This window comes from Rubripirellula tenax (assembly GCF_007860125.1).
GTDB lineage: Bacteria > Planctomycetota > Planctomycetia > Pirellulales > Pirellulaceae > Rubripirellula > Rubripirellula tenax.
Map to the genome: position 1 here is coordinate 129,201 of NZ_SJPW01000004.1, position 14,364 is coordinate 143,564.

Below are 14,364 nucleotides of genomic sequence, written 5' to 3' on the forward strand. Positions count from 1 at the left end.
TGCGAACGTGCCGGTGTCGAAAGGGGCGACTGGGGCACCCGCAGCGACGACACGACGTGAAGGGCTACCCCTTCAGCCCCCAATTCTTCATCGACTCGAGTAGTTTCCGTTCGGTCAGGTCGAACTGCAGCGGTGTCAGCGTGCAGTTGCCGGCTCGCAGTTGGCTGACGTCGGCGTCTTCGGGCGGCGCGATTTCCGGTTCGGACCACAGTGCCCAGTAATACGGCCGGCCCTGAGGATCGTTTCGCTTTTCATAGCTGCGGCCGTACTGAGCCAAGCCCATCGGCACAACGTTCACGTCCTTGGGAGCCAGCGTTGCCGCGGTGGGAACATTCAAATTGAACAGTCGCCCCTGGGCCTCGGGATGCTCGGAAATCCCTCGCACCACATTGCGAGCGATCACGGCGGCGGCGGCGAAATCGGCGTCCTCGTCATATTCCAGCGACACCGCAACACTGGTGATTCCGAAAAACGCGCCCTCGATTGCCGCGGCCACGGTGCCACTGTAAAGGACGTTGATGCCCGAATTCAGGCCGTTGTTGATGCCCGAAACCACGATGTCGACCGGATCGTCCTTGAACAGTTCGCCGATCGCCAGCTTCACACAATCGGCCGGCGATCCGTCAACGGCCCAGGCCCAGTGGCGGCCGTCACGCCGAATGGATTTGCACGTCAAAGGCGTCAGAAACGTGATCGCGTGCCCCACTCCGGACTGTTCGGTGGCGGGTGCGACGATCACGACTTCGCCCAAATGCCGCAATTGCTGCTCCAGGGCCGCAATGCCCGGCGCGAAGACTCCATCGTCGTTGGTCAGCAGGATTCGCATTCATTGTCTCCTGGGTTCAGTCCCGAATCTTCGGCGGGGGCGAGCAAATGAAGGACTACGCCGTCAGCCCCTTTAGGTTTTCACTCGCATTTTCTACACTCCGTGATTCGATCCCGCGACTCCTGATGCCAAAGCGCCGGCGCCCATGCCCCAAATCGAATCCGTGTCCGTGGACTTGCCCGAAGACTTGACGGGCCAACGTATCGTCGTGCTCGACTTTGGGTCGCAGTACGCACAATTGATTGCACGCCGCGTTCGCGACCAGAACGTTTACTGCCAAATCCTTCGCCACGACATTGCCGCCGAGCGATTGGCTGAGCTTGCGCCCAAGGGCATCATCCTGTCGGGCGGTCCGTCGAGCGTTTACGCCGAAGGTGCCCCGAAGTGCGATCCCGGGTTGTTCGATCTGGGAATTCCCGTGCTGGGCATTTGCTACGGCATGCAATTGACTTGCGAAGCACTCGGCGGCAAGGTCGACAATACTCCGTCACGTGAATATGGCCCCGCGAAATGCAAGGTCGGTCGACAAGACGAACTGTTCGCCGACTTACCTGCCGAGATCGATGTCTGGATGAGTCACGGGGACCAAGTCAGTTCGATCAGTGAAACGTTTGACACGATCGCATCAACACCCACGTGCCCGTACGCGGCCATTCGGCACCGCACGCTTCCCGTTTTCGGGATTCAGTTTCACCCCGAAGTCACGCACACGCCACTTGGCGGCAAGCTGCTTGAGAACTTTGTCGTTGGCGTTTGCGGTTGCGAGCCGACGTGGAAATTGGATGACTTTGCCGATGCCGTGATTCAACAGGTCCGCGAGCAAGTCGGTGATCGCCGCGTGATTTGCGGGTTGTCCGGCGGCGTAGATTCGTCCGTGGTCGCGGCGCTGTTATACAAAGCGATCGGACCCCAATTGTCGTGCATCTTGGTCGACAACGGATTGCTTCGCAAAAACGAACAGCAGCTTGTGATCAACGAATTTACCAACCACTTCAAGGCGGACCTACGAGTCGTCGAAGCGGAAGACCGGTTCCTGGCATCGCTTGCCGGAGTTACCGAGCCCCAGGAAAAACGCCGACGGATTGGCAGCGACTTCATCGAATGCTTCAAAGCCGAAGCCACGCAAATCAAAGACGCCCATTTTCTGGCACAGGGCACGCTCTATCCCGATGTGATCGAAAGTGGTGCCGACCCGGACGGGCCTGCCGCGACGATCAAGTTGCACCACAACGTCGGTGGCCTGCCCGCGGAACTGGGATTTGAGCTGATCGAGCCGTTGAGAGATCTGTTTAAAGACGAAGTTCGTCGGCTCGGGTTGGAATTAGGACTACCAGAATCGTTGGTGTGGCGTCATCCTTTCCCAGGCCCCGGTTTGGCCGTGCGTTGCCTCGGCGAAGTGACGCGAGACAAATTGGTCGTACTGCGAGAAGCCGATGCGATCGTGATCGAAGAAATCGAAAACGCGGGCCTGTATCGCGAAACCAGCCAAACGTTTGTGGTTCTGTTACCGGTGCAAAGCGTGGGTGTCATGGGCGACGCCCGTACCTATGAAAACGCAGTCGCGATCCGCAGTGTTGATACAAACGATTTTATGACGGCGGATTGGAGTCGCCTGCCCTACGATTTGCTCGCTCGGATGAGTTCGCGAATCATCAACGAAGTCAAAGGAGTGAATCGAGTTTGCTACGACATCAGCAGCAAACCGCCCGCGACGATCGAGTGGGAATAAGATTCGTCGAGAATTGCCGCCAAGACGGCGCCGATGAAACGAACACCGAGAACCACGTTCACACAAATCCCAACTTAAAAGCCACCCAACTGTGCAAGGTGCAAGGGACGGTTTCAAACCTAAACCCCAAAACCTAGTACCTAAAACCTATTTTCAGTTATGTCAAAACAATACATCTATCAAGTCGAAAATCTCGTCAAAAAGCACGGCCAGAAAGTGGTGCTCGATGACGTTTGGTTGGCCTTCTATCCTGGCGCTAAAATTGGCGTGCTCGGCCCCAACGGTGCGGGGAAATCGACCTTGATGAAAATCATGGCGGGCAAAGACACCGAGTTCGAAGGCTCGGCACGTTTGGCCAATGGTGCAACAGTCGGATACTTGGAACAGGAACCGCCACTCGACGAAACCAAGACGGTGTTCGAGAACGTTCAAATCGCTGTCGCGGAACGCCAAGCGATCCTGGATCGCTACAACGAAATCAGCATGATGTTGGGTGAAGTCACCGACGATAAGCAGATGACGAAGCTTTGCGATGAAATGGCAGTGCTGCAGGACACCATCGATGCCGCCAACCTTTGGGAACTGGACCGCCACGTCGAAATGTCGATGGCGGTGATGAACTTGCCGCCCGGCGAAGCAAGCGTCAAGAATTTGTCGGGTGGCGAGAAACGCCGCATCGCACTTTGCCAATTGTTGATTCGCCAGCCTGATTTGTTGCTGCTGGACGAACCGACCAACCACTTGGATGCGGAAAGCGTTTCCTGGTTAGAACAGCACTTGGCCAAGTACCCCGGAACCGTCGTCGCCGTGACGCACGACCGTTACTTCTTGGACAACGTGGCCCAGTGGATTTTGGAAATCGACCGCGGCAAGGGAATCCCCTTCGAAGGCAACTACACCGCTTGGTTGGAAGCTCGCGAAAAGCGAACTCAAATCGAAAAGCGACAAGCCAAGGCACGCGATCGCATGTTGTCGCGAGAATTGGAATGGATCCGGATGAGCCCAAAGGCTCGCCAAACCAAGAGCAAGGCGCGGATCAAAGCTTACGAAGAAATGTCGGCGCAAAAATTCGATGAGCAGAACGCCGAATTGGAAATCCAAATTCCGCCAGGCCGTCACTTGGGCGACTTGGTGATCGAAGCCAAGGACATCAAGAAGGGATACGGCGATCGTGTCTTGATGGATAATCTGAATTTCCGTTTGCCACCCGGTGGTATCGTCGGCGTGATCGGTCCCAACGGTGCCGGCAAGACGACGCTGTTCAAAATGTTGACCGGCCAAGAAGAGCCCGATGCGGGATCGTTCAAAGTGGGCGACACGGTCGATTTGGGCTACGTCGACCAGAGCCGCGATTCGTTGGATCCGGACAAGACGGTGTTCCAAGAAATCAGCGGTGGAACGGAAACGATCGTATTGGGCGGACGCAACGTCAATGCGAGATCCTATGTTTCGAAGTTTAATTTCAAGGGTCCCGACCAAGAAAAGAAGGTTGGCATCTTGTCAGGGGGGGAACGAAACCGAGTCCACTTGGCCAAGTTGCTTCGCAGCGGATGCAATGTGCTGTTGCTTGACGAACCGACCAATGACTTGGACGTCGACACACTTCGATCGCTGGAAGAAGCGATTGCGAACTTTGCCGGCTGTGTCGTCGTGACGTCGCACGACCGGTGGTTCCTCGATCGACTGGCGACGCATATCCTAGCGTTCGAAGGTGACGGGAAATTGACGTGGTGCGAAGGAAACTTTGACACGTACGAACGAAATCTTCGCGAGCGTTTGGGACTCGATCCAGAAGACGAAGAAGCGATCACAAAGTCTCGTTATAAGAGCATCCACGCTGGATAGCGTGTTCAGGCCTGTGCAGGTTGCGCGAGCCAAGCAGTTTTTCCAATCAAGTAAAAGTAAAAGAGATCAATGACGATTCTTAGAGTGGGAACCAATGACGCGTATTCCAGCGGATGGGATACGGCATTCGGTGGGAAGTCGGCAAAAAAATCGGCTTCGAAGCCAACGACAACCAAGAAAACTACGAAAAGCAAAAAGAAGTCGGCCAAGGTAACGACGGCCGAGAAAAAATCGGCTGGCGTGAAAAAGAAGCCGACCAAGAAGGCAAAGACGACCACGAAAGTTGCTGCGAAGGTCAAAGCAAAAGTGACGAGCAAGGCTGTGAAGGCCAAAACCGCTAAGTCGAAGCCGGCGAAGTCGAAGCCGGCGAAGGCCAAGGCAGTGAAGACTAAAACTGTGAAGACCAAACCAGCGAAGAAGAAAGCGAAATCGGCCAAGCGAAAGTAGCCGCGTCTGCCGCAGCGAGTGCCTGTCACAAGCGTTGCGGCGAATTCCGCTTGGCTCTATTAATCCCGCCCGCAGAACCCACTGCACGATGTCGACACCCGAGCCACCTGTCATTCTCAGCGAAGCGTTGTGCCGACTGGCTGGCTATTTGAATTTTGGGTCGGGCACGTCCGACGCGGCAACCCGTGCGGCATGGAACGAAGTCTATGACGTCGCATCCCAAGGGCGTCCGTTGTCTGGGATGCCTGCATGGTTGGTGGTTCATGACTGGGTTGTTGAAACGTTGCAGCAACTCGGCCGGGAAAAACCTGCTTTCCGTGACGCCAACCAAGCGACGCGTTTGATCAAGTTGCTTTGGAGCGAGTTGCTTCCCGAGTATCTGGACTTCCATCGGGACCTTTTGTTCCACCAAGCACCCGAGTTGATCTTCAACGGGTTCTTCATGGCGCGGGCAGCGGATGCGATTCTTTCGGTGGGTTTGGACAGTGACGATTCAACGATCGTGTCATCAGCCATCGACCGATTGGACGATTTCGTAGGCTACCGTCCGGTGGCGATGTTGGAAAATCGCCAATGTCATCCGTACCGCCATGAATTCGTTTGTCCGGTGCCGTTGTACATGGCGGGGTCGGGAGTTTCGGCGGGACCCTATCGCGAAATCGTCGAATTGGCGATCGAAGCGCTGCATCAAACGGATCCCGATGTGCTGCGGGCGGCGTCGTTTGATCCTGGGCGGATGGCCGAATTATCGCTCGATCCGCGTGCGTATGATTTTGACCATCCGGTGAACCGTCGGCCCAACTATCACTTTGGCGGTTGGGACGAACGTTCGATCTCGGGGGATGGATACTACAACCGCTTCGTCGTTCGCCAAGTCACGTTAGATGCTCTATTGCACCGACTTGATGACGAGCCCGAGGCGGATCGCGGAGAGCTGATGGTCGAAGCTGCGACCGTGCTGGCGGGCACGATCCTGATGGCATCAGGGATCAGTGGATGGGGACCGGGAGCGTATACAAGCGACATCACGTTGGGGTCATTGATGAAGCCCATCGCGGGCTATCGCGACGCGTACTACGCCGGTCGCTTGTCACATATCAAAGGCTCACACGGGAAACGGTTGGTCGAAGAACAAGAACTTCGTCGACAACCCTTTGGTGCCGTTCGCCAGCATCTCAATGCGGCACTTGCCCAAAGGCGGGCCGCCCAATTGCAACACGTCGGACTTGCCCGTCTGTACGCACGAATGGGTTACCCCGATGCTGCGGCGCGTCAAACGGATACTGTCGCGGCAGCATCCGCTCGCATGATGTGCCGAATCGATTGTTTGATGACGCATGGGTTGCGACGACTGCGTGTCGGTGATTTGAAAGTAGCGGTCGCTGTTCCGAACGAGGCTTTTGATCTGATCAAACGTGGGATCGAATGCGGCGCCTTGATCGATCCGTGGGACATCTTGGGTTTCGGCGCCAATTTCAGTTTGTATCCCGGTCCGGAAAGCGGCGTGCACGATTCGCGTGCCGATAACTTGATCTACTTGACCGAGCAATTGTTCGGATACATCGCGCGGGTCTGGAGCGAGGCTGCTGCACAAAACAACAAGCCCGTTTTTGAAGCGATGGAGCTGAGCTACCGCGAAATCGCCGAGTGGTGGCGTTTGTATGCGGCGCACACGGTTGAGTCGATCGATGCAACGGATCCGCTTGAATCGTATGACTCGGCGAAATTGGTCGCACAGGCATTGCGACTTTGGCACCAAGGCGGCGCCGAAGCCGGCGATGTCAAGTTTTGGGCGCCGCACGCCGATCTGTTTGATTCGCCGCGCGCCTATTCGTTGGTCATCCAAGCGCTTCTTGAACGCGAAGACTTTGTTCCGGCGATGGCATTGCTGGTCCACTGGTTGAGCAATGCCGATCAAATCGGACTCCGGTCCGGCGCCAGCTCATTGCCCCGATTAGCCGAACGCTGGCTGCTGAAACTTCGCAGTTCGACAGAGACCAAACGCGAGTACGGCGAGCCATCGATTGACCAAATCGATCCGGGCGACACCCGCCATGTTTGGTCGCTGGTTCGAAAGTTTTTTGACTACTTGGAAGCCAACGCCGAAGAGTATTGGTCGGCACCGAAATTCGACTTGGGGCCGTCACGAACGCGCCGGCGAGATTGGGATGTGGAGTTGACCGCCATCGACGATAAAGGCGACGACGACGGCCTATTCGATGCTGCGTACGAGGGCATGACCTATCGCGATACGACCGACGATGGCATTGATGGTGCGATCCACGAATTCGGCGACGAGAGCAGCGGCGATGAATTGGAGGCCGAGTCGAAACGGTTGGTCCTGCATCTCGATTTCCTGCAGTCGCTGGCACGAATGTGGTCGGTCGCGGCGGATGTTGCGGTAACCGACCAAAATCGCGACGATCTTTCCAGTCGATGGGAATCTTTGCGTGGTTGGGCGAAACGCGCACGCGAGAACCGCATCGGACTGCTCGAATTGTTGGATGCCGTTCGTGGATTTAACATCGCACCGGCAGGCAGCGACAAGGACTCGATGCGATCGTACGACCGGCGTCGCGTCCTGCGAGATTCGTTGATGGAACGGATTATCGGCACCGCGGTGGAAATGTCGGATGCTCGGCGATTGATCAGCGGCGTGATTTCGGCGATTGCCGATGACGCGGGCATGGCAGTCGAAAGCGAAGATGAAGCGATGGCGGAAGACGATGCGCAAGCGGTTCAAATGTTTGCGGCCTTGATTGCCAGCGATCAGGAAAAGGCACAAGCGTTGTTCCCGGCGTTCTTAGAAGCCGTTCGCGACAAGAACTTGCTTTACATTCCGCTGTCGCGAGGCGGTGATCCGGTCAAGATTTATGTGGCCCGACTTCGCCAACGTGTGTTGCGTCACTTGATGCACTGGTTGCCGCGACGCGGTTTGATTTGCGAGACGTGTCGGTTGGTCGAAATGGCCCGCGAGATGGAACAGCAAAATCCGATCGGGATCGGAGCGGTGACGGAATTTGACGGACTATTTCAAGCCGGATTCCGTTCGCTCGTTGCATCGCTGGTCGAATCAACGCGACAGAGTGTTCAAGGTTCGTCGGAGTGTTCAAAAGAAGTGGATCGCGAGATCGCCGATCAATTGATCCCACTGCTGGAACGCTTGACCGAAACGATGCTTGCGAGTTGGTTGGCGCACAGTCAAACGCTTCGACTGTCGCCCCTGGAATCCGTTGCCGATCCGCGCAAGTGGGAGAAATTAGTCGCGTTCATCAAGCGTTATGGCGATCCCATTTTTACGCAAACGTTTTTACAGCTGGGGAATGTTCGCGCGATCCTGCATCAAGGCGTTGGTGCTTGGTTACAGCGAGCGGTCGAAGAAGGCGAAACGCACTTCAGTGAAACGCAGTTGTTCCAAGACTTGGAGAACGGCGTGATCGAAGTGAAGGATGTTGAACGACCGATCACACTGGTCTACGAAACGTTGATCGACCATCACGCAGAATACTTGGACTACAACAGCACCACGACGCAAAGTGACCGCGGCGATCTCGTCTACATGTTTTTGGATTTCTTGCGATTGCGAGTTCGCTACGAACGCATCGCTTGGAATTTGAAGCCCGTAATGTGGGCACATGAAGTGTTGGTCCGCAGTGGCCTCGACAATGCGGCCACAGTGTGGCGAAAAAGCCTAAGTGATCGGATCGGAAGCGAAGCAGACATCTACGTCGATAAGCTGCGGCAGTTGCAACACACGTATGCCATGCGGATGCCGACGGTGGCCGACCGAATCGCCGAACGATTCGTTCAACCAATGACGATCGATCGAATGCGAGCGCTCGTTGGGCCGGCGATGGTCGATGCAGAAGTCGGTGCGGAGGCAGGCGCAGCGACAGGTGGCGAGAGCCGTTTCTTCGACCTGCTGCAGAGCGACTCAGAGGCGTTGACGAGGCACCCGACCGGCGTCGGCTTGGATGTTCCGGCTTGGTTGGAGGCACTGGAAGAGGAAGTCGAACAGCTAGCAAAGCGGAAAGCGAGCAGCGAAATTGATCCTCAATGCCTGATGACCATTGCGATCGTTCCTATGAAAATCGAAAAATTGAACGAACAACTCAACACGGCAAAGTTTCAAGGACGACGCTTGCCGCACATGAAGTAACAATGCTGACAAATCGGCGGGCAAACTTTCTGTTGATCTGGCTTTACAAGTCGTCGCCTGCTGCCGATACTGCCGCCTCACTTGCGAACGACAACTCTCTCTTCGGTGAGACCAAGCACACGGATGACTACGCTTGCAATCAATCAGCTTTCAACCTTGCGTTGGAGCTTTCAAGAAGATGTCGCTGCTTACGCGGCGCGTGGATTCAACGGGATCGGGATTTGGCGCCCGAAATTAGAAGATTTTGGTCTCGACCGAACCATCGAATTGCTTGCCGAAGCGTCGATGTCGGTGACTTCCCTTTCGTGGGTCGGCGGCTTTACCGGCAGCGACGGACGAGCCGTTGACGACGCTGTCATTGATGCGATCGCAGCGGTGCGTGACGCGGCGAACTTGCGAGCCGATACGCTGGTGGTGTTGGCGGGTGGCCGGAATAATCACATTCGCAATCACGTCAAGCGAACGTTTTGTGATGCGTTGCAAGAGATCGCCGCAGTCGCCGAAGATTTTGGCGTGCGTTTGTCGATCGAACCGATCCATCCTGGTTGTGGCGATGAGTGGTCGTTCGTGAACGATTTGCAGTCGACGCTCGACATCATCGAACGTGTCGGCAGCCCCAACCTTGGCTTGGTGCTCGACACGTATCACGTCGGCATGGACGAAGAAGTGATGGGGTGGTTACCCGACGTGATTCCGCACTTGCATTTGGTTCAGTTCGGTGACGGCCGGCATTCGCCGATTGGCGAAATGAACCGATGTTTGCTGGGCGAGGGTTCGGTTCCCCTGCATACCATTTTTGAAACCCTGGCAAAGCATGGCTACGACGGTCCGATGGAGATCGAATTGATCGGTGAAGACGTCGAAGCGATCCCCTACGACGACATGCTTGATCACACCAGAAACTTCTTTGATCGCATGACCGGGTCGGTGAAGTCGTAGCCGACTCTATTCCGGTCGAGTAGCGATTCTTGGTTGGAACAGCGGCAAGCGTTGATCTTCGGGCAAAAATTTTCGATTGACTCGCTCGGGGTCTTCTTGCGTCCACGTCTCTCGCATCTGCGCCGCCGAAACTTGTCGTAGCAAGCCCGCGTCGTGCCACATACACTGGTAACGGTCGGGGTTCCAATGACGCGAAGGAAGCTGATTTTCGTGCTTGATCAATCGCCATGCTCGAACGTGAAAACGACGATGACTTTTCGACCAATCGTAAAAGACCAATTGGCGAAACACTTCACGTCCTTCATCGTCGACGAAGTGATTCAATTCGATCAGGTCGACTTCTTGGCGAAGCGACGCATGGCCGCTCGAATCGCCACCCGGCGCCAGACTGATCAACAAAAGCGATGCCATGGATAACCACGATTCCATCGTCGGTTCCCTGTTCGGGGTATGTCGGACGAAACAGATTCTCGTCCGTCGACGGTTTGGAAATGCGACGGACTCTCGATCGTTAGCAACCTGTCGATTCGCGTGTAAAGCCCGATTGAGCGTGCCCCCCGGCGTTTGCCGCATCATGCTTGCATTCTTCGCAGCGATTCTCACGTGCTCGTGCGTCCCTGCTTTCGGCGAAGAAATCGCTTCGCTTGACATATCGGCATTGCCGCCGCCACCGCCGATTCTGGCCGAGCGGATTGAATCGGGGCGTGTGACGTTCGAATTTGGCGACCGCGATCCGTCGCTTGAGTCCACACAAGGCCCCCGGGTTTCGGCAGAGACTCGCTATCGAATCGCCTATCACTTTCAGAGCCATTCCAGTTGGCGTATTCGAGGCGGAAAAATTGTCATTCGAGTTCGATTCAGCCAAGTGCGATGGGAGCCCAATCATGTGATTTGGTTTCGTGCGAAGCCGCGTATCGAAGGTTTTTGGGACGATCGACTGGTCCGGCACGAGTTCGATCATGTCGAAATTTCCGACGACCGGCGAATCGAAGCCCTATTTCGACGACGATTGAAAGAATTGGTCGTGATTCAGCGACCGCACAATCTGGGAGCCCGAATTCGCGAAGCGGACGTCGACAAAATCATCGAAGACACGGTTCGTGAAATTTTCGATGAAGTCAGCGAATTGGTCGCCATTCGATACAAAGAACTCGATCGAGTCACCCGACATGGGCAATTGCCTTTGCCGCCGGATGACGAACTTTCTTGGCGGAAATCCGATGCCGTGACCAGACGTGTCAACGCCGCATCAGATACTAGAAGTGTTCAGTGAGGAAACGTCATCAGATTGAGTTGTCGAGCCGCTGAGCAACCGGTACTATAAACACGTTCACTGATCGCTTGGCCGAGTGACCAAGTCCATTGGTGGCAGCTTTTCACGATTTTTCGCGACAAAGGGACTATGGAATGGCAGCCAAAAAGAAAGCAACGTCGGGCAAACCCAAAATTGATCCAGCACTGAAGGAGATTTTGGCTCGCGAGCCGGGGTTGAAAACGACGCTCGAGCAAATCGACAAGGCGTTCGGCGATGGCGCGATCATGCCGTTGGGGGCATCGCATCACTTGGACATCGAAGGGATTCCGACGGGCAGCCTGTCGCTTGACATGGCACTGGGCGGCCAGGGCGTGCCTCGTGGGCGGATGATCGAAGTCTTCGGACCAGAATCCAGCGGAAAAACGACGCTGGCACTGCACATCGGTGCGGAAGCTCAAAAGATGGGCGGCATCGCGGCCATCATTGATGCCGAACATGCGTTCGACCCAAGTTGGGCCAAGAAGATTGGCGTCGATTTGGACACGTTGCTGGTCAGCCAACCGAGCAGCGGTGAAGAAGCAATGCAGATCTGCGAAATGCTGGTCAAGAGTAACGCGGTCGACGTAATCATCATCGACTCGGTTGCCGCTTTGGTGCCCAAAAAAGAACTCGAAGGCGAGATTGGCGACAGTCACGTCGGACTTCAAGCTCGTTTGATGAGCCAGTCGATGCGAAAATTGACCGGTGCGATTTCGAAGAGCAAGTGCACGGTGATTTTCATCAACCAGATTCGTGAGAAAATCGGTGTCATGTTCGGCAGCCCCGAAACAACACCGGGTGGTCGCGCATTGAAGTTTTATTGTTCATGCCGAATCGATGTTCGCCGAATTGGTGCACTGAAAGACGGCGAAGAACAAGTCGGCCAACGCGTCAAAGTGAAGATCGTCAAGAACAAAGTTGCGCCACCTTTCCGCGTTGCCGAGTTCGACATGATGCACACCAACGGAATCAGTTACGAAGGCGACTTGCTGGACTTGGGTACAACTCATAAAGTAGTCGACCGTAGCGGATCGTGGTTCAAGTACGGCGAGACATACTTGGGTCAAGGCAAAGAAAAGGCTCGCAACTTCTTGATCGAAAACTCGGACGTTGCCGAAGAGATCAAACAGAAAGTCATGGCGGCTGGCGGTTACACCGGACCAGTCGAACCAGACAGCGGTGCTGCTTCGGATGACAGCGAAGAATTGAGCGAAGCCGAACTTAGCAACAGCTGAGTTCAGGCGTCTCTAAAAAGCAAGGACGGCGGGGGCGGGCGTTTGGAGAAACGCCCGCCCTCACTTTTTTGTGGACCACACAACCAACCTTCGTACGCAGGTCCGTCTCATTGAGACGGATGCCGAAAGGAAAACAACGCCGAAGTTGCGATCGGTGCGAGTCCCGACGTAAGTCCCCTACATGAGCGAAGTTGGCTGCTATTCGGTCTTGCCCTTCGCTTCCATCTTGCCCCATGTATCGCGCAGAGTCACGATGCGATTGAAGACTCGCTTATCGGGAGTGCTGTCTTCATCAACAATGAAGTAGCCGAGCCGTTCAAACTGCACCCGGTCACCGACGGGCAACTCGGTCAATTCGGGTTCGACATGGGCCTTGATCACCGTCAATGAATCAGGATTCAAGTGATCGACGAACGTTTGCCCTTCGTCGACCACGCTGGGGTCTTCGACGGTGAAAAGTCGGTCATACAGTCGCACTTCAACCTCCTTGCCGTGGTTGGCATCGACCCAGTGGATCGTGCCCTTTACCTTGCGGCCGGATGTATCTTCGCCGGATTTCGTTTCCGGGTCGTACGTGCAAAGCACTTCGATGACGTTTCCTTCGCTGTCTTTCACCACATCATGACAATCGATGATGTATCCGGCACGCAAGCGGACCGAACCGCCTTTCTTCAAGCGAAAGAATTTTCGGGGTGCTTCCTCACGAAAGTCTTCCTGCTCGATCCACATCGAACCCGAGAACGCCAATTGCCGATTGCCAGCGGACGGGTCTTCGGGATTGTTTGTCGCTTCCGTCATCTCGACGTGCCCTGCTGGCCAGTTCGTGATCGTCAACTTCAACGGATCCAGCACCGCCATCCGCCGCGATGCGACTTGGTTCAAGTGTTCGCGAACCGAATTTTCGAGTCGGATCACGTCGATGGTGCCGGGGAACTTTGCGATGCCGATATCAGCACAAAAGTCGCGAATCGATTCGGGGGTATAGCCGCGACGACGGTAACCGCGAATGGTCGGCATGCGTGGGTCATCCCAGCCGCTGACGAGTCCTTCTTTGACCATTCGCAACATATGACGTTTGCCCATCATTAGCGTGCTTAGCTTCAGTTTCGCGAACTCGATTTGCCGCGGATGGTGAATGCCCAGCTTCTCGCAGTACCAGTTGTATAGCGGGCGGTGGTTTTCGAATTCAAGCGTGCAAATTGAAAACGAAATGCCTTCGATCGAATCGCTTTGCCCGTGGGTCCAATCGTAGGTTGGATAGATGCACCACTTGTCTCCGGTGCGATGGTGTGTCGCGCGAAGAATTCGATACATCACCGGATCTCGCAGATTGATATTCGGCGAAGCCATGTCGATTTTCGCTCGCAGCGTGCGGGCGCCGTCCGGAAACTCTCCGGCACGCATTCCACGAAACAGCTTCAGGTTCTCGTCGACTGTGCGATCGCGGTGCGGGCTGTTGCGTCCCGGTGCGGTCAGCGATCCTCGATACTCACGAGTTTCGTCGGCGGACAGATCACACACGTAGGCGTGGCCTTCGGTGATCAGCTTTTCGGCCCATGCGTAGAGTTGGTCGAAATAGTCGCTGGCATAGTGCAGGTTGTCCCACTCGAACCCCAGCCAGCGGATGTCGTCCATGATCGAATCGACGTACTCCACATCTTCTTTGACGGGGTTGGTGTCATCGAAGCGAAGATTACAGGTGCCGCCATAAGTTTTGGCGAGACCGAAATTCAGGCAGATGCTTTTCGCATGTCCGATGTGAAGGTACCCGTTGGGTTCCGGCGGGAAACGGGTGAAGACGCCATCGAAACGCCCCGACGCCACATCGGCTTCGATCGCTTGCTCGATAAAATTTTTAGATTCGCGGGGTTCGGGAGAGTCAGTCATCGG

Annotated in this window: 10 protein-coding genes; 7 read left to right on the top strand and 3 right to left on the bottom strand. The window is 55.5% G+C overall.

The features are described 5' to 3' along the window. Nucleotides 1-64 precede the first annotated feature (64 nt). On the bottom strand, nt 65-826 hold the full coding sequence (surE, locus tag Poly51_RS15025; protein ID WP_146458633.1) for a 5'/3'-nucleotidase SurE: 762 nt from the start codon (nt 824-826) through the stop codon (nt 65-67). Between the two features lie 145 nt (nt 827-971). On the opposite strand from surE, the gene guaA reads away from it, so the two are divergent. The 5 genes from guaA (at nt 972) to Poly51_RS15050 (ending at nt 9,945) form a co-directional block, all read left to right on the top strand. Beyond that, complete coding sequence (guaA, locus tag Poly51_RS15030; RefSeq protein ID WP_146458634.1) at nt 972-2,555, top strand: glutamine-hydrolyzing GMP synthase; 1,584 nt, start codon at nt 972-974, stop codon at nt 2,553-2,555. 159 nt (nt 2,556-2,714) lie between these two features. Next, complete coding sequence (gene ettA, locus Poly51_RS15035) at nt 2,715-4,400, top strand: energy-dependent translational throttle protein EttA (protein WP_146458635.1); 1,686 nt, start codon at nt 2,715-2,717, stop codon at nt 4,398-4,400. 113 nt (nt 4,401-4,513) lie between these two features. Continuing rightward, nucleotides 4,514-4,741 (top strand): hypothetical protein, encoded by a 228-nt coding sequence (locus tag Poly51_RS30460; RefSeq protein WP_186775575.1) that lies wholly within the window; start codon nt 4,514-4,516, stop codon nt 4,739-4,741. Nucleotides 4,742-4,935: 194 nt separating this feature from the next. Further along, nucleotides 4,936-9,006 (top strand): hypothetical protein, encoded by a 4,071-nt coding sequence (locus Poly51_RS15045; protein WP_146458637.1) that lies wholly within the window; start codon nt 4,936-4,938, stop codon nt 9,004-9,006. A 123-nt stretch (nt 9,007-9,129) separates the two neighbouring features. After that, nucleotides 9,130-9,945, top strand: a complete 816-nt coding sequence (locus tag Poly51_RS15050) for a sugar phosphate isomerase/epimerase family protein (RefSeq protein ID WP_146458638.1) — start codon at nt 9,130-9,132, stop codon at nt 9,943-9,945. Between the two features lie 6 nt (nt 9,946-9,951). Here Poly51_RS15050 and Poly51_RS15055 read toward each other — a convergent pair whose 3' ends face one another. Then, the gene (locus tag Poly51_RS15055) at nt 9,952-10,374 is read right to left on the bottom strand and encodes a hypothetical protein (RefSeq protein ID WP_246114522.1); all 423 of its coding nucleotides are present in this window, start codon (nt 10,372-10,374) and stop codon (nt 9,952-9,954) included. Between the two features lie 145 nt (nt 10,375-10,519). Here Poly51_RS15055 and Poly51_RS15060 point away from each other — a divergent pair, with 145 nt between their 5' ends. Continuing rightward, nucleotides 10,520-11,218, top strand: coding sequence for a hypothetical protein (locus Poly51_RS15060; protein WP_146458639.1), 699 nt, complete (start codon nt 10,520-10,522; stop codon nt 11,216-11,218). A gap of 134 nt (nt 11,219-11,352) precedes the next feature. Then, nucleotides 11,353-12,474: a recombinase RecA gene (gene recA / locus Poly51_RS15065; RefSeq protein ID WP_146458640.1), complete on the top strand. Its 1,122-nt coding sequence runs from the start codon at nt 11,353-11,355 to the stop codon at nt 12,472-12,474. Nucleotides 12,475-12,672: 198 nt separating this feature from the next. Here recA and Poly51_RS15070 read toward each other — a convergent pair whose 3' ends face one another. Beyond that, a complete protein-coding gene (locus Poly51_RS15070) occupies nt 12,673-14,361 on the bottom strand; it encodes a glutamine--tRNA ligase/YqeY domain fusion protein (RefSeq protein ID WP_246114523.1) in 1,689 nt (562 codons plus the stop codon). Between the last annotated feature and the right edge of the window lie 3 nt (nt 14,362-14,364).

Bases quoted from the DNA above. Each gene is read 5' to 3' on its own strand.
- Poly51_RS30460 (WP_186775575.1), top strand. From the start codon at position 4,514: ATGGGATACGGCATTCGGTGGGAAGTCGGCAAAAAAATCGGCTTCGAA.
- surE (WP_146458633.1), bottom strand. From the start codon at position 826: ATGCGAATCCTGCTGACCAACGACGATGGAGTCTTCGCGCCGGGCATT.
- Poly51_RS15050 (WP_146458638.1), top strand. From the start codon at position 9,130: ATGACTACGCTTGCAATCAATCAGCTTTCAACCTTGCGTTGGAGCTTT.
- Poly51_RS15055 (WP_246114522.1), bottom strand. From the start codon at position 10,374: ATGGAATCGTGGTTATCCATGGCATCGCTTTTGTTGATCAGTCTGGCG.
- Poly51_RS15070 (WP_246114523.1), bottom strand. From the start codon at position 14,361: ATGACTGACTCTCCCGAACCCCGCGAATCTAAAAATTTTATCGAGCAA.
- Poly51_RS15045 (WP_146458637.1), top strand. From the start codon at position 4,936: ATGTCGACACCCGAGCCACCTGTCATTCTCAGCGAAGCGTTGTGCCGA.
- Poly51_RS15060 (WP_146458639.1), top strand. From the start codon at position 10,520: ATGCTTGCATTCTTCGCAGCGATTCTCACGTGCTCGTGCGTCCCTGCT.
- guaA (WP_146458634.1), top strand. From the start codon at position 972: ATGCCCCAAATCGAATCCGTGTCCGTGGACTTGCCCGAAGACTTGACG.
- recA (WP_146458640.1), top strand. From the start codon at position 11,353: ATGGCAGCCAAAAAGAAAGCAACGTCGGGCAAACCCAAAATTGATCCA.
- ettA (WP_146458635.1), top strand. From the start codon at position 2,715: ATGTCAAAACAATACATCTATCAAGTCGAAAATCTCGTCAAAAAGCAC.